Origin of the sequence: Roseateles aquae, assembly GCF_032337115.1 — a bacterium.
GTDB lineage: Bacteria > Pseudomonadota > Gammaproteobacteria > Burkholderiales > Burkholderiaceae_C > Roseateles_C > Roseateles_C aquae.
Genome location: NZ_JAVXZY010000004.1, coordinates 204,927 through 228,267, shown reverse-complemented (window position 1 = coordinate 228,267; position 23,341 = coordinate 204,927). Strand labels below are relative to the sequence as shown.

General features: G+C 67.5%; 23 protein-coding genes. 15 read left to right on the top strand and 8 right to left on the bottom strand.

The window, feature by feature from the left end; genetic code table 11:
• Positions 1 to 189: 189 nt before the first annotated feature.
• Entirely contained in the window at positions 190 to 1,263 is a 1,074-nt protein-coding gene (locus RQP53_RS11970) for an RES family NAD+ phosphorylase (protein WP_315650533.1), read from the top strand.
• A 95-nt stretch (positions 1,264 to 1,358) separates the two neighbouring features.
• The gene (locus tag RQP53_RS11965; protein ID WP_315650532.1) at positions 1,359 to 1,496 is read left to right on the top strand and encodes a hypothetical protein; all 138 of its coding nucleotides are present in this window, start codon (positions 1,359 to 1,361) and stop codon (positions 1,494 to 1,496) included.
• Positions 1,497 to 1,620: 124 nt separating this feature from the next.
• On the opposite strand, the gene RQP53_RS11960 is transcribed toward RQP53_RS11965, so the two are convergent.
• Positions 1,621 to 5,175, bottom strand: a complete 3,555-nt coding sequence (locus RQP53_RS11960) for an indolepyruvate ferredoxin oxidoreductase family protein (RefSeq protein ID WP_315650531.1) — start codon at positions 5,173 to 5,175, stop codon at positions 1,621 to 1,623.
• Positions 5,176 to 5,480: 305 nt separating this feature from the next.
• Between RQP53_RS11960 and RQP53_RS11955 the strand changes: the two genes are divergently transcribed.
• The 8 genes from RQP53_RS11955 (at position 5,481) to RQP53_RS11920 (ending at position 12,726) form a co-directional block, all read left to right on the top strand.
• Positions 5,481 to 6,029, top strand: a complete 549-nt coding sequence (locus tag RQP53_RS11955; RefSeq protein ID WP_315650530.1) for an Lrp/AsnC family transcriptional regulator — start codon at positions 5,481 to 5,483, stop codon at positions 6,027 to 6,029.
• Positions 6,030 to 6,186: 157 nt separating this feature from the next.
• Positions 6,187 to 7,029 carry a DUF2306 domain-containing protein gene (locus RQP53_RS11950; protein ID WP_315650529.1) on the top strand — a complete coding sequence of 281 codons (843 nt, stop codon included), beginning with the start codon at positions 6,187 to 6,189 and terminating at the stop codon, positions 7,027 to 7,029.
• Between the two features lie 36 nt (positions 7,030 to 7,065).
• Complete coding sequence (locus tag RQP53_RS11945) at positions 7,066 to 8,148, top strand: sensor histidine kinase (protein ID WP_315650528.1); 1,083 nt, start codon at positions 7,066 to 7,068, stop codon at positions 8,146 to 8,148.
• Positions 8,145 to 8,945 carry a LytR/AlgR family response regulator transcription factor gene (locus RQP53_RS11940; RefSeq protein ID WP_315650527.1) on the top strand — a complete coding sequence of 267 codons (801 nt, stop codon included), beginning with the start codon at positions 8,145 to 8,147 and terminating at the stop codon, positions 8,943 to 8,945. The genes RQP53_RS11945 and RQP53_RS11940 overlap by 4 nt, the downstream gene beginning before the upstream one ends.
• Before the next feature lie 105 nt (positions 8,946 to 9,050).
• Positions 9,051 to 9,917 (top strand): EamA family transporter, encoded by an 867-nt coding sequence (locus tag RQP53_RS11935; RefSeq protein ID WP_434064085.1) that lies wholly within the window; start codon positions 9,051 to 9,053, stop codon positions 9,915 to 9,917.
• A 54-nt stretch (positions 9,918 to 9,971) separates the two neighbouring features.
• A complete protein-coding gene (locus RQP53_RS11930; protein ID WP_315650525.1) occupies positions 9,972 to 10,646 on the top strand; it encodes a hypothetical protein in 675 nt (224 codons plus the stop codon).
• Between the two features lie 82 nt (positions 10,647 to 10,728).
• Positions 10,729 to 12,000 (top strand): glycoside hydrolase family 18 protein, encoded by a 1,272-nt coding sequence (locus tag RQP53_RS11925; protein ID WP_315650524.1) that lies wholly within the window; start codon positions 10,729 to 10,731, stop codon positions 11,998 to 12,000.
• 138 nt (positions 12,001 to 12,138) lie between these two features.
• The gene (locus RQP53_RS11920) at positions 12,139 to 12,726 is read left to right on the top strand and encodes an NAD(P)H-dependent oxidoreductase (protein WP_315650523.1); all 588 of its coding nucleotides are present in this window, start codon (positions 12,139 to 12,141) and stop codon (positions 12,724 to 12,726) included.
• A 5-nt stretch (positions 12,727 to 12,731) separates the two neighbouring features.
• Here the strand turns inward: RQP53_RS11920 and RQP53_RS11915 are convergent, their stop codons facing one another.
• A complete protein-coding gene (locus tag RQP53_RS11915; protein ID WP_315650522.1) occupies positions 12,732 to 13,478 on the bottom strand; it encodes a substrate-binding periplasmic protein in 747 nt (248 codons plus the stop codon).
• Between the two features lie 156 nt (positions 13,479 to 13,634).
• Positions 13,635 to 14,210, bottom strand: coding sequence for a hypothetical protein (locus RQP53_RS11910; protein WP_315650521.1), 576 nt, complete (start codon positions 14,208 to 14,210; stop codon positions 13,635 to 13,637).
• Between the two features lie 178 nt (positions 14,211 to 14,388).
• Between RQP53_RS11910 and RQP53_RS11905 the strand changes: the two genes are divergently transcribed.
• Both RQP53_RS11905 and RQP53_RS11900 read left to right on the top strand, forming a co-directional pair.
• The gene (locus RQP53_RS11905) at positions 14,389 to 14,769 is read left to right on the top strand and encodes a response regulator transcription factor (RefSeq protein ID WP_315650520.1); all 381 of its coding nucleotides are present in this window, start codon (positions 14,389 to 14,391) and stop codon (positions 14,767 to 14,769) included.
• A 37-nt stretch (positions 14,770 to 14,806) separates the two neighbouring features.
• A complete protein-coding gene (locus RQP53_RS11900) occupies positions 14,807 to 15,184 on the top strand; it encodes a methylglyoxal synthase (RefSeq protein WP_315650519.1) in 378 nt (125 codons plus the stop codon).
• Between the two features lie 28 nt (positions 15,185 to 15,212).
• Here the strand turns inward: RQP53_RS11900 and RQP53_RS11895 are convergent, their stop codons facing one another.
• From RQP53_RS11895 to RQP53_RS11885, 3 genes are all read right to left on the bottom strand, one after another.
• Positions 15,213 to 17,099 (bottom strand): ATP-binding protein, encoded by a 1,887-nt coding sequence (locus RQP53_RS11895; protein ID WP_315650518.1) that lies wholly within the window; start codon positions 17,097 to 17,099, stop codon positions 15,213 to 15,215.
• Positions 17,096 to 19,030 (bottom strand): sensor histidine kinase, encoded by a 1,935-nt coding sequence (locus tag RQP53_RS11890; RefSeq protein ID WP_315650517.1) that lies wholly within the window; start codon positions 19,028 to 19,030, stop codon positions 17,096 to 17,098. Before RQP53_RS11890 ends, RQP53_RS11895 begins: the two co-directional genes overlap by 4 nt.
• A gap of 121 nt (positions 19,031 to 19,151) precedes the next feature.
• Complete coding sequence (locus RQP53_RS11885; RefSeq protein ID WP_315650516.1) at positions 19,152 to 19,820, bottom strand: dienelactone hydrolase family protein; 669 nt, start codon at positions 19,818 to 19,820, stop codon at positions 19,152 to 19,154.
• Between the two features lie 61 nt (positions 19,821 to 19,881).
• Between RQP53_RS11885 and RQP53_RS11880 the strand changes: the two genes are divergently transcribed.
• Positions 19,882 to 21,234 carry an ankyrin repeat domain-containing protein gene (locus RQP53_RS11880; RefSeq protein ID WP_315650515.1) on the top strand — a complete coding sequence of 451 codons (1,353 nt, stop codon included), beginning with the start codon at positions 19,882 to 19,884 and terminating at the stop codon, positions 21,232 to 21,234.
• Positions 21,235 to 21,246: 12 nt separating this feature from the next.
• On the opposite strand, the gene RQP53_RS11875 is transcribed toward RQP53_RS11880, so the two are convergent.
• Entirely contained in the window at positions 21,247 to 21,480 is a 234-nt protein-coding gene (locus RQP53_RS11875; RefSeq protein WP_315650514.1) for a hypothetical protein, read from the bottom strand.
• A 47-nt stretch (positions 21,481 to 21,527) separates the two neighbouring features.
• Here RQP53_RS11875 and RQP53_RS11870 point away from each other — a divergent pair, with 47 nt between their 5' ends.
• Positions 21,528 to 21,824 (top strand): DUF427 domain-containing protein, encoded by a 297-nt coding sequence (locus RQP53_RS11870; protein ID WP_491572049.1) that lies wholly within the window; start codon positions 21,528 to 21,530, stop codon positions 21,822 to 21,824.
• A gap of 37 nt (positions 21,825 to 21,861) precedes the next feature.
• Here the strand turns inward: RQP53_RS11870 and mltA are convergent, their stop codons facing one another.
• Positions 21,862 to 23,085 carry a murein transglycosylase A gene (gene mltA / locus RQP53_RS11865; RefSeq protein ID WP_315650512.1) on the bottom strand — a complete coding sequence of 408 codons (1,224 nt, stop codon included), beginning with the start codon at positions 23,083 to 23,085 and terminating at the stop codon, positions 21,862 to 21,864.
• Between mltA and RQP53_RS11860 the strand changes: the two genes are divergently transcribed.
• Positions 23,084 to 23,233, top strand: coding sequence for a hypothetical protein (locus RQP53_RS11860; protein WP_315650511.1), 150 nt, complete (start codon positions 23,084 to 23,086; stop codon positions 23,231 to 23,233). The two genes, mltA and RQP53_RS11860, sit on opposite strands and share 2 nt — an antisense overlap.
• The last annotated feature ends 108 nt before the right edge of the window (positions 23,234 to 23,341 follow it).

Here is a 23,341-nt window from a genome sequence, read left to right as displayed (position 1 = left end):
CGGCTGCAGCCGCAGCTTCCTGCCGAACTGCACTGTCAGAAAGAGGTTAGCAGCTACCGAACTAGCCGTGGCCATTGCTACTTCCCCTTGGCCGCGCTTTGCGACCGCTAGTTCTGCCGAATACACTGGTCCGCAGTTACCGCGCTACCGACTGAAAAGCGGTTTCAAAAAGTCCAAGCGTCGACAAATATGCCAACGACCGAATCCGATAAACAAGTGCTCTTGTGCTCCAACTGCTTTGTGGACGAAGGCCTTCGCATTGATGCCTTCAAGCACGGCCTTGAACAAGATGGCAATTGTCCGAACTGCAATAGTTCGAACGGGAGAAAGCTCACGAAAGATCACGTCGAGGGTCTTGCGTGGCGCTTCTTCGTCGGCGGCACGACATTCCGAACGGAATATGGCGCGGCTCCGGTCATCCAGTTCAATCACCACCACTATGGCAAGAGCGATATCTCGCCATCCCCATGGCTCAAAAACGACATTAAGCTGATCGAGGATTCGGCAAGGATCGGATTCTTCCACTATGGCCCTCGCCTCTGGATGGTCGGGGAAGTCGAGCCTCTCAAGGATCTACTGGACCCGACGAAGCGCTCTCAGATCATCCGGCGCGTCCTGACTGAGTACCCGGTAGAAACGCTTGCAAAGGGTTCGACCTTTTATAGGCTTCGCGTCGACCCTCGGCATCCTGATAATCCCGACGAATACGATAGCCCGCCAATCGCGCTGGCGGGTAAGGGTCGCCTTGACTCAGTCAGGTTTCCCGTTATGTATGGCTCACAGGATATTGACATCTGCATTCACGAATGCCGCGCCAGCGTCGACGACGACATTTATGTCGCCACGCTGAAACTACAGCGCGACATGCGACTCCTAAATCTGACGCACGTTCTAAAGGAGGATGTGACGGAATTCGAGAGCCTGGATATCGCTATTCACATGCTCTTCCTCGCGCGCTCACATTCCTATGACATATCCCGCGCAATTGCGTTGGCTGCGAAGGATGCGGGTTTCGACGGGCTGATCTATCCGTCCTTCTTCAGCTTAGTCCGTACGGGCGGTCATCCTTTCGAAACCGCCTATGGCCTTTCGCTACGCCGCTACCATCCCGAAGCAGAGCAGTACGCACAGGCATTTACCATTCCGAACTTCGCTCTTTTTGGACGCCCACTCCAAGAGCTGTCAGTACGTGTGCATTGCATTAACCGGCTGGTTCTTACCCACGTCGGGTACACGGGGTACTTCGGGCCAGTCACTTATTGAGCTGCGGGCCTCCGGTTCAACGGCTGCTTAGTGGCATTCTGGCGACGGGCCACTTCGGGCCGCCCGACAGCGGCCGGCAATCAATGCGCGCTCGAGTGTCCGTCGTCGCTGCATTGCTGTGGCTGCCGTACGGTCTCTCCCATATGCTCGCTCAAGGCAAGCGGGCGCTGCAATCCACGCCGCTGAGCGGCCCGCAAATTGAAGAACAGTTCGAACCCTCGCCCCGCTTCTGAATCCCTCTGTGTCTCCGTGACTCCGTGGTCAGTTCCACCCCATCAAACGCATCCACACCAAGCCCCAAACAAAAAGCCCGCCGTATCAGGGCGGGCTTTCGTTTGCAGGGATAGCGCCTAAAGATCAGGCCACGCTACGCCACTGCTGCATCAGCTGCTCCCACTTGGCCTTGGCCGCGTGCACATGGCGTTCCTTGACATGGCCGTAGCCGCGGATTTCTTCCGGGATGCGGGCGATGTCGGTGGCCAGGGCCAAGCGCTCGGCCGTCAGACCCTTGCTGAGGATCTGCTCGATGCTGGCGCGGTATTCGACGATCAGGGCGCGTTCCATCTTGCGCTCGGCCGTGTAGCCGAAGATGTCCAGCGCGGTGCCGCGCAGGCCCTTCAACTTGGCGAGGATGCCGAAGGCGGGGCGCACCCAGCCGCCCATCTGCTGTTTGATGAGCTCGCCCTTGTCGTTCTTCTTGGCCAGCAGCGGCGGGGCCAGGTGGTGGACGATCTTGTAGTCGCCATCGAACTGCGCGGCAATCTTCTCGACGAACTTCTTGTCGCTGTGCAGGCGGGCGACCTCGTACTCGTCCTTGTAGGCCATCAACTTGAACAGGTAGCGGGCCACGGCTTCGGCGAGGCGGGTGCTGTTCAGCGGCTTCTCGGCGGCACGGACCTTGTCGACAAAGGCCTGGTACTGCGCGGCGTAGGCGGGGTTCTGGTAGTCGGTCAGGAAGGCGACGCGCTTGGTGATGATCTCGTCCAGGCTGTCGCGCTTGACGATGTTGATCACCTGTTGCGCGGCGAACAGCGACTGCACGCCGGCCAGGTCATGGGCGCAACGGCGGCCCCATTCGAAGGCGGCCTTGTTGTTGTCGATCTGCACGCCGTTGAGCTCGATGGCGCGCATCAGCGCGGCGTAGCTCAGCGGGATGCGGCCCTGCTGCCAGGCGTAGCCCAGCATCAGCGGGTTGGTGTAGAGCGAATCGCCCAGCAGCTTGACGGCCACGTCTTCCGCGTCAAAGGCGCGGAAATGCTCGGCACCCACGGCCTTGGCCACGGCGGCCTCGCAGGCGGCGCCGGGGAAGGACCAGTCGGCGTTGTTCACCAGGGTTGCCGTCGGCGAGCCATGGGTGTTCAGCGCAACGAAGGTACGGCCCTCGCGCATCACGGCCAGCGTGGTCTTGTTGGCGGCGACGATGGAGTCGCAGGCGATCACCAGCTGCGCCTCGGCCGTGCCGACCTTGGTGCAGTGGATGTCTTCGGCCTTGTTGGCGATCTGGATGTGGCTCCAGGTCGCGCCACCCTTCTGGGCGAGGCCGGCGGCGTCTTGCGTGATGACGCCCTTGCCTTCCAGGTGGGCGGCCATGCCCAGCAGCTGGCCGATGGTGATCACGCCGGTGCCGCCAACGCCGGCGACGACGATGCCCCAGGCGTCCTTGGCGTCTGGAATGCTCGGCTCGGGCAGGGCGCCCAGCTTGGCATCGAAGGGCGAAACGCGCTTGTCCTTCTTCGGCTTCTTCAGCTCGCCACCCTCGATGGTGACGAAGCTGGGGCAGAAGCCCTTCACGCAGGAGAAGTCCTTGTTGCAGGTGTTCTGGTTGATCTGGCGCTTGCGGCCGAAATCGGTCTCCAGCGGTTCGATCGACAGGCAGTTGGACTGGATCGAGCAGTCACCGCAGCCTTCGCAGACCAGCTCGTTGATGACGGTGCGCTTGGCCGGATCGACCAGCTTGCCGCGCTTGCGGCGGCGGCGCTTTTCGGTGGCGCAGGTCTGGTCGTAGATGATGGCCGTGGTGCCGGCAATCTCGCGGAACTCGCGCTGGATGGTGTCCAGCTCGTCGCGGTGGTGCACGGTCACGCCGGCGATCAGCGCCACGCCGTTGTACTTCTCCGGCTCGTCGGTGACGATGACCAGCTTCTTCACGCCTTCCGAGATCAGGCTCTGCATGATCTGCAGCACCGTATGGCCTTCGGCGCGCTCGCCGACCTGCTGGCCGCCGGTCATCGCGACGGCGTCGTTGTAGAGGATCTTGTAGGTGATGTTCACGCCCGAGGCGATGGACTGACGGATGGCCAGGATGCCCGAGTGGAAGTAGGTGCCGTCGCCCAGGTTCGAGAAGATGTGCTTCTCGTTGGTGAACCACTGCTGGCCGGTCCAGGGCACGCCTTCACCGCCCATCTGCGTGAAGGTGGCGGTGTTGCGGCCCGGCATCCAGGTGACCATGTAGTGGCAGCCGATGCCGCCCACGGCGCGCGAGCCTTCGGGCACGCGGGTGCTGGTGTTGTGCGGGCAGCCGGAGCAGAACCAGGGCGTGCGGTCGGCGCCACCGGCGGCCTTTTCCTCGGCCTTCAGCGCGTTTTCCTTGCCGTCGATGATGGCCACGCGGGCATCCAGGCGGGCGGCGATGTCGGCATCGACGCCGAGCTTCTTCAGGCGCTTGGCGATGGCGCGGGCGATGATGGCCGGCGTCAGATCGGCCTGCGGGCGCAGCAGCCAGTTGCCGCTCGGGTTGGGCAGGCCCCACTCTCCACCGGATTGGCCGTCGTCGTCGAACTTGCCCAGCACATGCGGGCGCACGTCGGAGCGCCAGTTGTAGAGCTGTTCCTTGATCTGGTATTCGATGACCTGGCGCTTCTCTTCGATGACCAGGATCTCCTGCAGGCCGGTCGCGAACTCGCGGGTGATGTTGGCTTCCAGCGGCCACACCACATTGACCTTGTGCAGGCGGATGCCCAGACGGCGGCAGGTGTCGTCATCAAGGCCCAGGTCGTGCAGCGCCTGGCGGGTGTCGTTCCAGGCCTTGCCGGAGGCGATCAGGCCCAGGCGGTCGTTCGGCGTGGCGATGACGTTGTAGTTCAGCTTGTTGGCGCGCACATAGGCCAGGGCGGCGTACCACTTGTGGTCCATCATCCGCGCTTCCTGGTCCAGCGGCGGGTCCGGCCAGCGGATGTGCAGGCCACCGGCCGGCATGGGGAAATCGTCCGGCGTGATGATCTGCACGCGGTCCGGGTCGACGCTGACGCTGGCGCCCGATTCGACGATCTCCTGAATCGTCTTCATGCCCGACCACAGGCCCGAGAAGCGGCTCATCGCAAAGGCGTGCAGGCCCATGTCCAGGATGTCCTGCACGCTGGACGGGAAGAACACCGGGAAGCCGGCGGCCTTGAAGACGTGGTCGCTCTGGTGGGCGGCGGTGGAGCTCTTGGAGATGTGGTCGTCACCGGCGATGGCGATCACGCCGCCGTGCTTGGAGGTGCCGGCCATATTGGCGTGCTTGAACACGTCGATGCAGCGGTCCACGCCCGGGCCCTTGCCGTACCAGAGGCCGAAGACGCCGTCGAACTTGGCCTTCTCCTTGAACAGGTCCAGCTGCTGCGTGCCCCACACGGCGGTGGCGCCCAGCTCTTCGTTGACGCCCGGCTGGAACACGATGTTCTGCTTGGCCAGATGCTTCTTGGCGGCCATCAGCGCCTGGTCGTAGCCGCCCAGCGGCGAGCCACGGTAGCCGGAGACGAAGCCGGCGGTGTTCAGGCCGTTGATCGCATCGCGGGTGCGCTGCAGCATGGGCAGCCGCACGAGGGCCTGCACGCCGCTCATGAAGGCACGACCGCGATCGAGCGCGTACTTGTCGTCCAGGGTGACCTTTTCCAGCGCGCGCAGGATGTGTTCGGGCAGCGGTGCGTTCATGCGGATCAAACTCCAAAGAGGGTGGGCGGACGGGGCGCGGCGGCTTGTGGCGGCTCAACCCTCCGGGGTTTTCGGCAGTATGTGCCGGAACGCGAGCGAGCCCAAGTGCTGCGTGGCGGCGGGCTGTTGGCGCGCGCTGGCCGCAGCCGCTTGGGGCAGGCTGACGTCGACCCGGCAGTGTAGGGAAATCGTCGCGTTGCGTCTTTTCTATTTCAAGCGCTGAATTGCCGCGTTCGGCAAGAGTGTTTCTTGAAAATAGAATTGGCGATCAAAATGTTTCCGTAAACGCCAATTCAGGGCAAACCATGAGCAAGACCAACGCCTCCCTCGCCAGCCGCGCGCGCCCGCAGACGGCGGACGCCGAAGACGCGCAAGGCGAGTCGCTGGACCGCTGGCATATCGCCATCCTGGCCGAGCTGCAGAAGGACGCCCGCCTGTCCAACGCCGAGCTGGCCAGCCGCATCGGCCTGTCGGCCGCGCCGACCTGGCGCCGCGTGCGCTGGCTGGAGGAGCAGGGCTTCATCACCGGCTACCGCGCCGAGATCGACCGCCGCAAGATCGGCCTGGGCGTGCTGGCCTTTGTGCGCCTGGACGCCGACCGCAACACCGGCGCCTCCACCAAGCCACTGGAAGACGCGATCCGCGGCCTGCCCGAGGTGATCTCCTGCCACTACATCTCCGGCGCCGGCACCTTCGAGTTGCAGGTGCTGGCCACCGATCTCGACGCCTTCAGCCGTTTCACCATCGACACGCTGCTCAACCTGCCCAACGTCAAGGATGTGCACACCAGCTTCTCGCTGGGCGAGGTGAAGGCGGGCGGGGGCGTGCCGCTGTCGCATCTGCAGCCGGGCTGAGTAAGCGGCTTGGTTTGGCGAGCCGATCTGGCGGGCGTCATTCATCGCCGGCCATCGCCCCTTGGTGGGGCTGGGGCGCAGCTCGTCTCGCCGCTTCCCCCGAAGTCATGCGCCTTGCGCACAGTGCGCCCACATCGACTTCAAGCGTGATCACACCATGAGTGCTGTTCTCCCGCCGCTCTCTCAGCCTGCCCAGGTGATTCGGACCCGTGCCGACCGGCTGCTGCCCCGCGCCATGGCCGCCTGGCTGGGCACCGCCCTGCTGGGCCAGCTGTTCTTCGTCATCTACGTGCTTGGCTTCTATGGCCGCCATGCGATGAACGGGCGGCCGGACCTCTGGAACAAGGTGCTGCCTTCGGGCTGGGAGCCCGGCCAGGTCTGGGGCAATGCGGTGCTGGCCGGGCATCTGCTGTTCACCGTCGTGATCCTGCTCGGCGGTGCCTTGCAGCTGTGGCCCTGGCTGCGGCGCAGCGCGCCGGCCTTGCATCGCTGGAACGGCCGGCTTTATCTGTTGTCCGCCGCGATCATGAGCCTGGGCGGCCTGCAGATGGTGTGGACGCGCCAGGGCGTTGGTATCGGCGACCTGGGCCAGCATCTGGGCATCAGCCTGAATGCGCTGCTGATCCTCGTCTTTGCCTGGCTGGGTTGGCGCAGCGCTCGCGAGCGCCGTATCGATGACCACAAGCGCTGGATGCTGCGGCTCTTTCTGGTGGTCAGCGGGGTCTGGTTCTTCCGTGTCGGGCTGATGTTCTGGCTGGTCGTCAACCAGGGGCCGGTGGGCTTTGATCCGGAGACCTTCACGGGCCCCTTCCTGACGGCGCTGAGCTTTGGCCAGACGCTGCTGCCGCTGGCGCTGCTGCAGCTGGTGCTGAAGGCGCAGGCCAGTCCGCACCAGGGCTTCAAACGTGCCGCCGCGGCCGGCCTGGGCCTGGTGACGTTGGCCATGCTCATCGGCATCGCCATGGCAGCTGCCTTCATGTGGTGGCCGCGCTTGCACTGAGTGGCAGCGCCGCCCGCTTCGTATAGGCTCGCGCCCGTGACCGAGCCTTCCGTTTTCATCCATCGCCGCGGCCTGGCGCAGCTGTTCAACCGGCGCCGGCTGCGTGTCACGGCCATCGCCACCCTGCTGCTGGCGCTGCCCATGAGCCTGGGCTGGCAGGACGCGAAGTACAGCTTCTTCATGCGTGCCTTTCTGGTCGGCTTCAGCGCCATGCTGGCCTTTGGCCTGGCCGAACAATGGCCACGCCGGCTGCCGACGTGGCTGGCGCGCTGGGCCCTGCAGGTGGTGGCCGTGGCGCTGATCATTCCGCTGTGCACCTTCACGATTTATGTGCTGAGCACCAAGGTCGGCGCGCCCATGTTCTGGCACGACGGCGACCGCCGCAGCGGCTACATGCTGCTGACCATCCTGCCCTTGCTGGTGGCGCCCTGGATCGCGTTGACGGCCCTGGTGCGCCAGCGCGAGGCCTGGGCGCGCGAGCAGGCGCTGGCCTTTGAGCTGGAGCGCAGCGAGCTGGCGCGCCAGGCGTTGGACGCGCGGATGCGCCTGCTCAGCGCGCAGGTGCAGCCGCACTTCCTGTTCAACACGCTGGCCAATGTGCATGCGCTGGTGGAGACCGGCTCGCCCCACGCCGCCGCGGTGCTGGAGCAGCTGATCGAATACCTGCGGGCGGCCGTGCCGCGGCTCGATGAAAGCCAGAGCCTGCTGCGCCAGGAGCTGGAGCTGGTGCGTGCCTATCTCGGTTTGATGCAGATGCGCATGCCGGATCGGCTGCGCTACGAGGTGCAGGTCGAGCCCAGCTGCCTCAGCCTGCGCTGCCCGGCCATGACGGTGCTGACGCTGGTGGAGAATGCCGTCCGCCATGGTGTGGACCCGAGCGAAGTCGGCGGCGAGATCGAGGTCCGCGTCTGGCGCGAGGGGCGGCGCTGCCGTGTCAGGGTCAGCGACAGCGGTGTCGGCCTGCGTCAGGGCGGCGGCGGTCTGGGCACCGGGTTGGCGGGCTTGCGCGAGCGCCTGGCCCTGGTCTTTGCCGGCGACGCCAGCCTGCAGCTGCGCGAGCTGCAACCGCATGGGGTGTGTGCCGAACTCGACTTCCCGGCACAGGAGCAAACGGCTTGAATGCACAGACAGTGACGGCCCTGATTGCCGATGATGAACCGCTGCTGCGAGCGGTGCTGCGGCGGCGGCTGAGCGAGGCCTGGCCGAGCTTGCAGATCGTGGCCGAGGCGCGCAATGGCCGTGAGGCGATCGAGCAGGTCGAGGCCCTGCGGCCGGACATCTGCTTTCTGGACGTGCAAATGCCCGGCATTTCCGGCGTTGAGGCGGCGCGCCAGATCGGCCGGCGGGCGCATCTGGTCTTCGTCACCGCCTATGAGCAATATGCCTTGCAGGCTTTTGAGCACGGCGTGCTGGACTACATCGTCAAGCCGATCACCGCGAGCCGCTTGGCCGACACCGTGCAGCGCTTGCAAGAGCGGATGGAGAAGGCCCTGCCCATGGTCCATTCCGAGGCCCTGCTGCAGCAGCTCGCCGCCCAACTGGCGCGCGCCGGTGCGGCGACGCTGCCCAGCGTCGAGCCCTTGCGCTGGGTGCGGGCCATGGTGGGCGGCACGCTGAAGATGATTCCGGTGCAGGCCATCAGCCATCTGCGCGCCGATGCCAAGTACACGCTGGTGGCCTGGCAGGACGACGACGGCCAGCCGGCCGAGGCCCTGATTCGCCTGCCGCTGAAGGAGTTGCTGGCCCAGCTGGACCCGGCGCAGTTCGCACAGGTGCACCGTGCCGTCGTCGTCAATCTGGGCGCCGTCAAGGGCGTCACGCGCGGCGACAACGAGACGGCGGAGATCACGCTCAAGCATCGCCCGGAACGGCTGCCGGTCAGTCGCAGCTATCTGCATTTGTTCAAAGAGATGTAGCGAGCAAAGAACCGGCGATTGGTCCCCGCTGTGCGCAGATCGCCTGCCGGCGGCGTGCAGGCGCAAGGCCGGTGCTAGTCTTGCCGCGTGAATACCCAAGCCGCCCTGCCGCTGCGACACCTGCTGCTCGCGCTCGCCGTTGTTGCCATCTGGGGCAGCAATTTCGTCGTTATTCGTCTCGGCCTCAACGCGTTTCCGCCGCTGCTGTTCGCGGCCTTGCGCTTCGCCTTCGCGGTGCTGCCGGCGGTCTTCTTTGTGGCCAGGCCGGCCACGCCCTGGCGCAATCTGGCGGCCTATGGGGCGTTCATCGGCGTTGGCCAGTTCGGCCTCTTGTACCTGGCCATGCGCGGACAGATCTCGCCGGGCCTGGCCTCGCTGGTGATACAGACGCAGGTCTTCTTCACGCTGATGCTGGCAATGCGCATTCGGCGCGAGGCGGTGCAGCCCTATCAATGGCTGGCCCTCTTGCTGGCGGCCTCGGGCATCGCCGTGATTGCCGCGCACATCGACGCCAGCAGCACCGTGCTGGGCCTGGCCATGGTCTTGCTGGCAGCCTTCAGCTGGGCCTGCGGCAATCTCGTCGGCAAGAACGCCGGCGCGGTGAATATGCTGGCCTATGTGGTGTGGAGCAGTGTGTTCGCGGTGCCGCCGCTCTTGCTGCTGTCGCTGCTGGTCGAGGGGCCGGACGCGATCTGGGCCGGGCTCAGCCAGGCCGGCATGGGCGCCTGGGCGGCGGTGCTGTGGCAGTCGATCGGCAACACGCTGTTCGGCTATGGCGTCTGGAGCTGGCTGCTGCAGCGCCATCCGGCCGCGCAGATCGTGCCGATGGCGCTGCTGGTGCCGGTGTTTGGCATGAGCACGGCGGCCTGGTACCTGGGCGAGGCACTGCCGCCGTGGAAACTGATCGCTGCGGGGCTGGTGATCAGCGGGCTGGCCCTCAACGTGTTGTGGCCCTTGCGGCGGCGCCGCTGAGTGGCTGGCCAGGCGCCGCTGGCTGCCGGGCGGTGGCGCGCTTATGCTCGGACCATGCGTGCGCTGATCGTCCTTCTCATCGCAGTTCTGATCACCGGCCAGGCGAGCTCGCCGATGGCGGCCGACACCTTGCCGCGGCAGAACCTGGTGGTGGAGATTCGCTGGGTCGAGAGCCGGCTCAGCGGCGCCGCCCTGGATGCCGCCCGCGATGGCAGCACGGTGATCGGCACGGCCGGTTCGCTGTCACCGCGCGGTCTGCAGACCATGGGCACGACCAGCAGCGCCGCGGCCGGCGTGCAGATGCTGCCGCGCCTGCTGGTGCTCAATGGCCGCCCGGCCACGGTGGTCCTGGGTGAGGCGCGGCCGCTGGAGTTGTTCGACTACGCGCTGCAGCTGGGCGCGGCCAGCGCGGTGACGGGCGGTGCGGGTGGCGGCGCCCGGCTGCTGGTGACGCCGCGAGCGCCCACCGCAGCGCCGGTGCGCAGCCTCAGCGTGCAGCCGCGCTGGCCGGGGGGCCGCGAGGCGGTGGAACTCAGCTACAGCGTGCCGGATGAGGGCCAGGGTACGGGTGCTTGGCAGGGCACGGTGCTGGTGGCGCTGGGGCAGTGGATCAGTGTGGCGCGCAGCGGTGCTGGCGCACAGGCCAGTGAGCCCGGCGTGCTGCGCAGCGGGGCGGCCGAGGCGCATATGCAGCGCGAGTTGCAGCTGCGCGTGCAGCTGGCACCCTGAGCTTGAGCAAGTCTTGATGATTGGTATTCGATTGGCATCTTTTATGCGCTAGCCTTGAGGCTTGGCATCGGAGAGTCAACGCGTGAAGTTTCAGCAAACCCTGGCCGCATTGCTGGCCACCCTCGCCCTGGTGCAACCGGGCACGGCAGCGCCAACGGGCGCCGCGGACCAACAAGCCCTGCCGCTGTTCGGCGCCGGCGCGCGCGATTTCGAGCGAGCCGGTGGCAAGGTCGTCGGCGTTTATGTCGCCAACTGGGCGCCGGTGGACAAGGTCGAGGCCCTGCCCAGTGGCAGCGTGACTCACATCCTTTACGCCTTTGTGCGCGCCTGCGGGCCGGGCCAGCTGGCCAAGGACGCGCCCAAATGCGTGGGCAAGCAGGACTTTCAACTGGGCAGCGGCCCGGTCGACCAACGCTTTGACGCCGCGTTTGCCAAGCTGAAGGCGCGTGCGCCGCATGTCAGCGTGCTGGCCTCGGTGGGCGGCTGGGGCGGCTCCGATCCCTTCTTCCATTTCGCCAACGATCCGGCGCGGCGTGCCGTGTTCGCTGCGTCCGCCGCCCAGTTCCTGCGCGAGCATCCGGCCTTTGACGGCATTGACATCGACTGGGAACATCCCGGCGGCAACGGTGCCGCCAACGGGGTGCAACTGGGCTCGCCGGCCGATGGCCAGGGCTATGCCGATCTGATGATAGAGCTGCGGCGAACACTGGACGCGCTGACGGCCGAGACGGGCCGGCTCTACCAGCTGACGACGGCTGTCAACCCGATCGCCCTGATCGCCAAACGGATCAACTTCCAGGCCGCGGCGCCGGCGCTGGATCTGATCTTCATGATGAGCTACGACTTCTATGGTGGCTGGTCGCCCACGGTCGGCCATCACAGCACGCTGGCCGCCTCGGCCACCGGTGCCGACGACAACCTGCAGCAGGCCGTGGCCAATCTGCGTGCGGCCGGTGTGCCGGCTAGCAAGTTGGTCGCCGGCGTTGCGATGTATGGCCGCGGCTTTGCTGGTGCTTCGTCCGCACAGACTGGGGCGAGCAAGACGGGCGCCTTCCCCGGCGCCGATGGTTCACTGGGCTACAAGGAAATCGCGGCCCGCTACCTGGACCGGCGGGGTCAGGCCTTGCATGGCTACCAGACGCAGCTCGATGCCCAGACCCAGGCCTGGAGCCTGTTCCACCCCAAGCTCAAGCTCTATATCGGCTACGACGACCCACGCGCCGTCATCGCCAAGGGGCGCTATGCGCGCGAGGCTGGCCTGGCCGGCCTGTTCGCCTGGGAATGGAGCCAGGACAATGGCGATCTGCTCAACGCGATGAACCTCGGCGTCGGCAATCTGCCGCTGCCACGATGACGGCGGCCTGAGGTCGGCCCCAGCCTTGCCTAATGGCAACGATCAACACCTGCGGGGCTGCCGCTGGCTTGATATGGCGCAAGCCGTGCTGCAACCACAGCGCTCACCATCGGCTGATCTTCACTGCAAGGATCTGCCTTGGGCAAGCGAATTCTCATCATCCAGGGCCACCCTGACGGCAGCACCCCGCATCTCTGCCATGCCTTGGCGCGAGCCTATGTCGATGGCGCTGAACGTGGCGGCCATCAGGTCCGCGCCCTCGATGTGGCGGCGCTGGACTTTCCGCTGCTGCGCTCGCAGCAGGACTGGGAGCACGGCTCGCTGCCGGCCGGCTTGATCGAGTCGCAGCAGGCGCTGGCCTGGTGCGAGCATCTGCTGCTGGTCTTTCCACTCTGGCTGGGTGAAATGCCTGCGCTGCTGAAGGCCTGGCTGGAGCAGGTGGCACGGCCGGGTTTTGCCTTCAAGGCCGAAGGCGCGAATCCCTTTGCCCAGAAGGGCTTGAGCGGTCGCTCGGCGCGCATCGTCGTCACCATGGGCATGCCGGCCCTGGTCTATCGCTTCTTCTACCGCGCCCACAGCTTGCGCTCGTTGGAGCGCAACATCCTCGGCTTTGTCGGCATCGCGCCGATTCAGGAGACCTTGATCGGCATGGTCGAGCAGCTCGGCCCCACCGGCGCTGAAAAGCAGTTCAAGCGCCTGCGCCAGCTCGGTCAGCGTGGCGTCTGAGTGACTCAGCGCAGGCCGTAGCGATTGCGGATTTCGCGCAGCACACCGCGTTCTTCCAACAGCAGCACGGCGGCATTGAGGCTGCGCCAGTCGGCCTCACTGATCGATTTCCTGCTCAGCATCAGATGCACCGGCTCGCGCGCCGGCGTGTAGCCGAGTTCGACCAGGTTCAGGCCGCGCTGCCTGGCTTCATAGAGCGTGGCTATGCGATCGCTCATCAGCACATCGCCGCGTCGCGCTGCCAGCATGCTCAGGCCTTGGCGCAGGTTCTCGAAGTGCGAGACCCGGTGGGCTGCGCGCAGCCTTGGCAGCTGGGTTTCGTAGTCGGCACCAAACCAGCCCAGGTTCAGGCTCAAAAGGGTGGCCTGCTTGTCGATCAGCTCGCCCAGGCTCTTGATGTCGCGCAGTGCGGCGGCCTTGTCGGCCAGCACGAACAGCGAGGTGGTCTCCTGGCGGTAGGGCGCGGTGAACCAGGCAATGCGCTGGCGCTCTTCGGTCAGGCTGGCTGCCAGCAGGATGTCCAGATCACCCTTCAGAAACATGGCATAGCGGCGCTTGCGCGGCAGGTCGTTCAGCACTTCCAGCGTGCAGCCGGCCTGGCTGACGATGGCGCGCAGCAGCTCGACCTCGACGCCGCCATACTCGCCATCGGCCTGGCGGGCAATGAAGGGCGGCATATGGCCGAAGACCACGCGCAGCGGATGCTCGCAGGCCTGCACCCAGGGCGTGGCGAGCAGGGCTGCGCCCAGCATCAGCGAACGGATCGCCGTGCCTGCCCGTCGACCTGTCCGCTGCCTTGGCACCAGCATTCATCCACTCGCATATGCACTACAGCGGTCAGTGTATCGAGCGGCCTCAGCGGGAATCGTGACTTCGTTCACGGCAACGCGGGCGCCTGCAGACCAGACTCATGCCCCGCGCCGGCTCAGCCAACGTCGCCAGTTGATACGCGCAAAGAGCCAGACTGCCAGCAACAGCAGCGATTGCGTGAGCAGGAAGTACAGGCCGGTCCAGCCCTGGCTCAGCTGCAGCTCGACATGGCGAGCGGCCAAGGCGCCACCGGCCAGAGCCACCGTGTAGCTGACCCAGCGGCCGATGAAAAAGGGCAGGGCCAGCCGCGGCAGCGGCGCGCCGGTCAGGCCATAGGCCAGGAACAGCACATTGGAGGGCAGGGGGCTGAAGGCAAAGAGCAGAAAGGCCAGCATGCTGGTGTGGCGGCGGCGTTCCAGCAGTTCGGCGACGGCGGCCAGGCTGTCGCGCATCTGCGCGCTGACCCAGCGGCTGTTGGCCACGCGCTGGGCGCCACGCGCCAGCACCACACGCCCAGCGGTCGCGGCACAGGCCGCCAGCAGCGCCACCTGCCAGGGCGATTGTTCCTGGTGCTGAAAACCGAAGAAGCCCAGCAGCATCCAGGTCGGTGGCGCAAAGGCGGGCAGCACATTCAACGTGAAGACGGCCAGGAATAGCAGGGTCAGGGTGAGCATGGCTCGATTGTCGCTGCCCGCCACGCCAGGGCCGTGTCGCGGTACACCTTGGTCTGGCCGGCAGCTGCCGCGCAATAGTGCACACCGGCCGCAGCGCCGCGCGGGCGGAGTGCACGCGACCAGTCCCGGCTTCAGCTACCGTGTATGGCGAAGCCGCTGGCGCAAAAAAGGGCCCCCTATGTCTCGCAAGGTGTTGATCGTCGAGGACCAGCCTGAGCTGCGTGCGCTGCTGCGCATGACGCTGGAAGACGAGGCCTTTGAGTTGGTCGAGGCCGCCGACGCCGAGGCGGCTTGGGCAGAGGTGCAACAGCAGGGCCCCGATATCGTGCTGCTGGACATCATGATGCCCGGCGCCTTCGATGGCCTGGAGCTGTGCCGGCGCATCAAGGCCGACGCGCGACTGCAGCGCTGCAAGGTGGTGCTGGTCAGCGCCCGCGGCCATCGCCACGATCTGGAGATCGGCCGGCAGGTCGGTGCCGACGACTATCTGATCAAGCCTTTCAGCCCGCAGCGTCTGCTGGAGGTGATGCACGGCCTGCTCAGCGTCAGCGCAACTTGATGTGCGCTGGTAACCCCCGGCCACTACGATGGCGGGCATGAAGCTCGCATTGATCGCCCACGACGGCAAGAAGACGGCCATGGTCGCCCTGGCGGCCGAATTCCTGCCGCTGCTGCAACGCTGCCAGCTGATGGCCACCGGTACGACCGGCGGGCGGCTGCAGCGCGAGTTGGGGCTGCAGGTCGAATGCCTGCTGTCCGGGCCGCTCGGCGGGGATCTGCAGATCGGCGCCCGGCTGGCCGTTGGCGAGGTTGACGCGGTGATTTTTCTGCGCGACCCGATGACGCCGCAGCCGCATGAACCCGATATCAATGCCCTGGTGCGCGCCTGCGACGTCCATGACGTGCCCTGCGCCACCAATGTCTCCGGCGCGCGGCTGATGCTGAGAGCCTGGTCGGAGCCTGGCGCGGTCTGAGCTGAGGCTGTTCCGCGGGCCTGGCCGTTCAAATCGGCCAGCTGGCCTCGATGCGCAGGCCGCCGCCGGGGTTGTGCAGCGCGCGGATGCTGCCGCCCAGGTGCTCGACCACTGCGGCCCGCACGATGCTCAGGCCCAGTCCGGCGGCGTGTCGGGTGCCGGCGTCCAGGCGGCGCGCCTCGTCGTCAAACAGCTGTGCCAGCAGGGTGCTGGCGACGCCGCGCCCGCGGTCGCTGACGATCAGGTGCAAACGGCCCTCGTGCAAGCGCGCCTGCACGCGGGCGACGCCGGCCTGGCCTGCCGGGTAGGCGTGGCGCTCGATGTTCTGCAGCAGCTGCAACAGCAGCTCGGCCAGCACGTCGCTGCGCAAGGTCAGCGTCAGTGCCGCATCGAGCTCCAGCCGCAGGGCGCTGCCCGGCGTGATGGCGCGCCGCCAGACGGCCTCGACCAGCGCGGCCAGGTCGACCGCCTCGGTCGCGCCGCCAAGCGGGGGCGTTTCCAGGTGGCGGTAGGCGCCCAGCAGATGCAAGGCTTGCTCCAGGGCGGCCAGCGCCGTCGCGGTGTCTTGTTCGCAGCGCTGCAGGGTCTGGTTGAGCCGGCTGCGCGAGGCGCTGCCGCTGTCGATCTGCTGCAGCATCAGCTCGCCCTGGGCGAGGCTGCGCGTCAGCGCTTCCAGGCCGTTCTGCAGCGGCGCGGCCAGCTCATGCGCCAGGCCCGCGAGCAGATTGCCCAGGCTGGCGAACTTGATGCTCTCGACCAGCTCGGCTTGCAACTCGCGCTGCAGGCCCAGCGCTTGCTCCAGCGCCTCATTGCGGCTCTGCAGCTCGCGGGCCTGTGCGCGACCGCGCTCGCTCTGGGCCTGGATATGGGCCAGTTCCAGCCTGGCGCGCAGCTGGGTCTGGGCCTGCTGCGTGGCATTGCTGGCCATGGCCTCCAGCGCTGCCTGCCCTTGCCGGCTGGCGGCCAGCGCCTGCACCGGCTCGCCGGCGGCGAGCAGCCAATCGGCCATCTGCTCGCAGCGGCGCGCCAGATCGGCCGGGGCGATATGGAAGGCGCGTTCGGCCAGCGCGGCGCGGCAGTCCTCGGCCGCCGCCCGGAACTGGCCGCGTGCGGCCAGGCAGCAGGCACGGCCATGGCGCACGATGGAATGGGCGGCCGACAAGCCGCTGGGATCGGCACGGTCGGCCAGCAGCTGACCCTGCGCCAGCGCCTGCTCGGCGGCCGCCACATCGCCTTGCTCCAGGGCGACGTCGATCATGCCCGTGTTCAGATTGGCGGCCTCGGACCAGCGCCGCTGCGCCATGCACATCTGCACGCCCTCATGCAGTGCGGCCAGCCGGGCTGGCTGATCGTCGAGCGCGCGGTAGGCCGTGGACATGCCGGCATAGGCCTGCACCCAGGGGCCATGGTGGCCGCAGGCCTTGAACAGCTTGATCGCGTCGGCATAGGACGCCGCGGCGCGGCGCGGGTCAAGCTGGCGCGCGGCCAGCAAGCCGAGCGCGAAGACAGCGGCCGCGCGGCCCAAGGCGTCGTCACGCTGTTCGGCGGCCAGCAGCGCGCGCTCCACCAGTGGCACGGCCCGCTCGATGCGCTGCTGAAAGACCTCGACCCGCGCCTGCATGCACAGCAGCTGGGGCAGCAGCTCGGGCGCCACACCGGCCTCGCAGCAGGCCAGCGCGGGCGTGGCAATCGCGGTGAGCGCGCCGATATTGCGCAGCTCGACGGCCAGATCAAAGATCAGCAGGGCCAGGCGCAGCTGGGCCGCGCCGGGCGGCTGAGCCAGCCCCGCCTCAAAGCGCTGCAAGGCCTGCGGCAGCAGCGCAGTGGCCTCGCTCGGTTCGGCGGCATAGCGTTTCAGTTGCGCGTCCAGCCATTGCTCCAATTCAGCGCTGAAGCTGCCAGCGGCCAGACTCATTGCTGGAGGTCCAGTGGCTGTGCCCGGCGTTCAGGGCTGAGCGGGGCTGGCGCAGGCCATTCGATCTCGAAGCAGGCACCCGCGCCGGGCAGGCTGCGTGCCCGCAGCTTGCCGCCCAGCCGCTGGCTGACGGCGGCATGCGCGACAAACAGGCCGAGGCCGCTGCGGCCCTGGCCGAACTGCGTCGACACATAGGGCTCGAACACCCGGGGCAGCAGCTCGGTCGGGATGCCACGCCCCTCGTCGGCCACGCTGAGCCGCACCCAAGCGCCGGCCATGCCCGCCTGCACGCGCACCCGGCCGGGCTGGCCCGGGCCGTAGGCGTGGCGTTCGGCATTCTGAAACAGCTGCAGCAGCACTTCGCTGAGCAGCTGCGCAAGCACCGGCAAGCGCAGATCGGCCGCCAGCTCCAGCTGCAGCGGGCTGCCGGGTGTGATGCTGCGCTCCCAGGCCTCGCGGATCAGGGTGTCCAGATCGCAGTCCTGCGCCTCCTGGGCCGCACCCAGCTCGACCACCGGATAGCTGGCCACCAGGGCCTGGGCGCGTTGCAGATTGCGCTGCGCCAACGCGCCGCCTTGCAGGCTGGTGTGCAGCGCGTTCAGCAGCCGCGAGCGCGACACCGCACTGCCCGCGAGCTCGGCGCGCATTCCACGCAGCTGATCGGCCGCGGTGCTGAGCGAGGTTAGTGCCGAGCCCAGCGGCGTGTTCAGTTCGTGGGCCACGCCGGCCAGCAAGGTGCCCAGGCTGGCCAGCTTGCTGTGCTCGACCAGCTCGGCCTGCAGGCGGCGCTGCTGCTGCAGTGCGCGCTGCAGGGCCTGGTGTTTGGCATCCAGCTCCAGGGCATGCTGTTCGCTTTGCTCGCGGGCCTGCTGGGCGTGATCCAGCTCCAGGTGCTCCTGCAGCAGCGTCAACTCGCGTTGCTGTGTGCTCTGCAGCAGTGCCATGCGCAGCTGGTGGGCGCGGCGCGAGCTCTGCAAGGCCTGCGCCGGATCCGGCCCGATGGCCTGCAGATCGGCCAGCTGCTGCAGGCGGCGTACCTGCTCCGGTTGGCCCAGCAGCGGTTCGGCCAGCGCCAGCGTGCTGGCAATCAGCTCAGCGGCCTCGACGCTGCGCCCCCGCGCCGCCAGGCAGTTCGCCCGGCTCAGCTGCATCATCACCTGAGCCAGCGATTGCGGGGCGGTGCTGGCGCGATCGGCCATGAGCTGGCATTGCTGCAGCGCCTGTTCAGCGGCGTCGAGGTCGCCGGCTTCCAGCGCCATGTCGATCAGGCCGGTGACCAGATTGGCGGCTTCGCCCCAATGCCCATGTTCGCCGTTGATGGCGATGCCTTCGAGCAAGACCTGGCGGCGGCGGGCCTGGTCGCCGCGATCACGGTGGGCGCAGGCCAGGGTGGCGTAGATGCGGGCCCACGACGTCGGTGGCTTTATTGGCTTGAGCAGGGCCAGCACCTGTTCGCCGTGGCGGATGGCCTCGGCCAGCTCGTCCCGGCGCAGCGCAATCGCGGCCCGAGCGATCGCGCAGTTCGCCAAGTCCAGCGGGTCCTGGCTCTCCTGGGCCAGTTGCTCGGCCCGCTCCAGCAGCGGCAGGGCCAGGGCGATGCGCTGGGCGCCGATCAGGTAGCGAGCCCGGGCGGTCAAGGCGGCGCCGAGCAGGGCGGGCGCTGCGCCGGCTTCGCACCAGGCCAGGGTCTGGCTGGTGATGGTCTCGGCACGGCTGCCATCGCGGATCTCGTTCGTCAGATCAAAGGCAAACAGGCCAAGCTCGACACCCGGCGCGCAGGGCGGCAGTGCCTGCAACTGCTCCAGGCCCAGCCAGGCCTGCGCCAGCAAGGCCTCGGCGCAGCTCGGTTCCTGCGCATAGCGCTGGCGCAGGACGGCCAACCATGCAGGCAGTTGGCTCAGGTCTTGCGGGGGCGCGTACTCGCTGCTCATGCGGCACTCCGATGCCGTCACATTCTGACGGCAAAGCGGGCGTGCAGATAGAGGGCGGGCCTGCGCACGACCCCCTCAGCGGCTGTGCCGGTTCTTGGGGCGCCCTCGGTCGCCGCGTTGCTCAGGCTTTGAGCTGGCGGCGCAGGAACTCAACGCTGCGCTGCCAGGCCAGTTCGGCGGCAGCGGCGTCAAAGACCTCGGGCCGGCTGCTGTTGAAGAAGGCGTGATCGGCTTGGTAATGGTGAAACTCGGGCTGCTGGCCATGGCTGCGCAGCGCCTGCTCCAGCGCCGCGGCGGCGGCCGGCGTGCACCAGTCGTCGCGGCTGGCGAAATGGCCTTGCAGCGGGATGCGCAGCTGGGCCGGATCGGCGACGCTGGCGGGCGGAATGCCGTAGAAGCAGACGCCGGCGGCCAGGCCCGGCAGATGCACGGCGGCGGCAATCGTCAGTGCACCGCCCATGCAAAAGCCCAGCACGGCAACCGCCTTGCACTGCTGCTGCAACAGCGTCTGCGCGGCGCGCAGGTCCTGCTGCACGGCAGCGGCGAAGTCCAGGCCATTCATCAGGTGGCTGGCTTCGTCGGCGTTGCCGGCCACGCGCCCCTGGTAGAGATCGGGCGCAAGCGTGGTGAAGCCGGCGGCGGCAAAGCGGTCGACCAGCGCCTTGATGTGATCGTTCAGCCCCCACCATTCCTGAATGAGGATCAGGCCCGGCGCGCCGGCCTGGGCCTCGGCCAGATAGCCGCGGCTCGTGCCGCCATCGGGGTGCTGCAGGTCAATCAGGTGTCCCATCGTGTCTCCATGTTGTTGCGTCGCCTATCATGCCCTGACAAGTAGAAGAGGTGGAGCAGGGATGGAGACACGATCACTGTGGCGCCGTATCGGCGTGCAGATTGCGGCGCTGGCCGCCATGCTGATCTTGTGGAGCTGCCAGCACCCGCCGAGCGAGTTCTGGGCCAGCAGCCGCGTTCGACTCGGCCTGGCCAGCCTGCAAGGCGACTTGCGAACCGATGTCAGCACCGAACCGTTCACGATTGAGCTGGGCAATTGGCTGAGCGATGGCTGGGTGCTGAAGACCCGCATGCGGGCACAGGCGCAAGTCGTCAACGGGCGCTTGGAAGTCCAGCTTCGGCAGCTGCAGATAGAGCCGAGCGGCCCCTGCGGCGACCTCAAGGACAGTTGCGATCTAGAGGGTTTGCAGTTGCTGCTGACACGTGAAAACGGCGCGAACTTCACAACCCTGGCTGAAACGGAGACGCTGCCGATCACTGCGCGGCTGCGCGAGGACCGCCATTGGCGCTGGCGCGATGCGGAGGCGCCGACGCTCGTCATGCAGCTGCCCGAGTCGCTGCAGTTGCGCGCGGTGCGGCTGCGCCTGTCCTTGCAAAGCAGCGGCCCGAGCTGGGTGCACCCCGGCGATGGCCCCTATCTGGCCTTGCACCGGGCGCTGGCGCGGGCGCAGGGCGCGGCCGATCCCTGCCTGGCGCTCACCGACGCTGCAGATGCGCTGCGGGCCGGCTGTGATCAGCGTGTGATGGCGCTCCTGCGCGCCGAAGGCTCCGCGCTATCGCGGTGGTGGCGGAGCTTGCGTCCCCATTGGGAGGGATCTCTGGACGATCTGTTGCTGCAGGCGCTCGAGCTGCAGAACCGCCCGCTGGTCCGCTCGCTGCTTGAGGCCGGCGCCAGCGCCCAGGCCCAGCACCCCGACAATGCCAGCTACACCGCCATCGGTGTGGCCGCCGAGGCCAATGACACGGAGTTGCTGGCCTTGCTGGTGCGCGCCGGCGCGCGGCCGGATGAGCATCGGCAGAGTCCGGCCGGGCTGACCTTCACGCCGCTGACCCAGGCGCTGCGCCATGACGGGGCCGAAGCGGTGGCCTGGCTGCTCGCGCATGGCGCCAGTCTCGAGCTGGGCGACAAGCAGGGCTGGACGACGATGCATGTCGCGGCCTATCAGAGCGCGGTGCGCTCCCTGCCCTTGCTGGCGCGGGCGGGCGGCGATGTCAATGAGCGAACGACGGCCTACCGCGGTCAGACCGTGCTGCAGACCGCGCTGCAGTTCGCCGACGTTGACCTGATACGCGGCTTGTTGGAGGCCGGCGCCAGCCGTCATGCGCGCGACGACAACGGCAAGAACGGCTGCGACTGGGCGCGCGAGTTTCGCCGCGGTGCTGAGATCGAGCAGCTGGTCTGCGGCGCTCACTGAGCGGCGCTGGGCCTAGCCGAGCAGTTCGATCAACTCACGTGTGAAGTCCAGCGCCTCTTCCGGGCTGGCGAAGTAGTACTCGCCGCCAAGGTCCGCCACATCGCCATCGGGCCCCACATGGACCACCGCCCAGCCCTCGGCACCGCCGCCGATGGCGCAGACGCCGAAGCTGCCGGGCGCCAGCTCCTTGGCCGAGCCTGAGTTGATGAAGATGTCCTTGCCCTGATGGGCGTAATAGCGTTTCACGACGAGAATCCCCGGGTTGCGGTGCGCATTGTCGCGTGCCGGTCTGCATGAGGAGGAAACGCAGCATGAAAGCCATCTGGAAAGGCGCCGTGATCGCCGAGAGCGAGGACACCGTGGTGCTCGACGGCAACCACTACTTCCCGGCCGAATCGCTGAAGCGCGAATTCACCAGCTTCAGCAACCACCGCAGCAGCAGCGAGAAGGGCCAGGCGCATTACCTCAGCCTGTTCGTCAACGGCGAGCTGAACCCCGACGCCGTCTGGTTCTACCCCGAGCCCAGCGAGGCGGCGGCGCAGATCAAGGGCCGCTATGCGTTCTGGAAGGGCGTCGAAATCGTCGACTGAAACCGTTGATTGAAACCGTTGACTGAACCGCTGCGGTTCAGCCGGGCCGCTGGCCACGCGGCCACAGCGCCCACAGCCGCAGCGCCTGCTTCATCCGCCCGGCCTGCGCCTCGGCCTCGGCGCCCCAGCCCCAGAAGTAGTCGGCCCGCACCGCGCCGGTGATGGCACCGCCGGTGTCCTGGGCCATCACCAGTCGCTGCAGCGGCGTGTTGCTGAGCGGCTCGGTGGCGTCCAGCCAGACCGGCGTGCCATAGGGCAGGCTGGCGCGGTCGACGGCGATCGAGCGGCCCGGCGTCAGTGCCACGCCCTGGGCGCCGCGCGGGCCGAGCTTGGGATCGGGCAGGGGTTCTTCGCGGAAGAACACATAGCGCGGATTGGCGGCCAGCATCTCGCCGAGGCGCTGTGGATTGCGTCGCGCCCAGTCGCGTATGGCCGGCCAGGAGGCGTCGCCGCCACGCAGTTCGCCGCGCTCCAGCAGCCAGCGGCCGACCGATTGATAGGGCTGCTCGTTGTGGCCACCAAAGGCCAGGCGCAGCAGGCGCTGGCGGCCATCCGGCTCCTGCATCAGCACCCGGCCCGAGCCCTGGATGTGCAGCACCAGCAGGTCCAGCGCATCGTCAACATAGCCGAACTCCCAGGGCTTGAGCCGCGTGCGCACCATGGCATCGCCGTCGATCTGGGCGCGGGTGAAATAGGGCCGGCGCTGCGCCAGCTCTGGCGGCGGCGCATGCAGCGGGATGCGGTAGGCGCCGCCAGGCCGGCGCTGCGCCTGCAGCTGTGGCTCGAAGTAACCGGTCAGCAGACCCAGGGCCTGGCCGTCCAGGCTTTCGATGCGATAGGGCTGCAGATGGCGCATCAGCCAGGCATGGGCCTCCAGGTCGTCGCCGGGCGACTCCAGCGCGGCGCGGGCACAGGTCTCGGCCCAGCCGGGCGCCGGCTTGCCGCAGGAACGCAGCAGCGCCGGCCAGAGTTCGCTGGCACGGTCGCTGCCCCAGCCGGGCAGCTCGTTCCAGTCGGCACTCACCCAGCGCGAGCGTTCGCGTTGCAGCACCTGGCGTGGTGACGGCGGTAGCGGCGCGGGCGTGGCCGGCAACTCACCGGTGATCACCGGCGGCGTGACAGTTGCTGGCGTTGGGGCCGGCAGCCGCGCCGTGCCGCAGCCGGCCAGCAGTCCTAGAATCGCGACCGCTGCCAGCCCGGTGCTTCGGATGGAGCTGGAGCGGCAGCCAGGCAGGCGAATAGAAAGGGTCGACAACAACATGGGCGTGATTGTGCTGGAGGCCTTGGCCGCCTTGGGGCTGCTGCTCTTCATCGTCTGGTGGACGATGTTCTCGGGCCGCAAAGGCGGCGAGCGGCGCGAGGACCAGCCCGCGCCACCGCCGCCGGCGGACGACGAGCCCAAGCGCTAAGGAAGGTCTGCATCAGTCGGCGTGGGCCGTGGTTGAGAGAAAAGGGGCGGCCACGTAGGCGCGCTGCGAAGGTCGGGCTGGTGGCCCGACAGCCGAGCAGCGCAACGC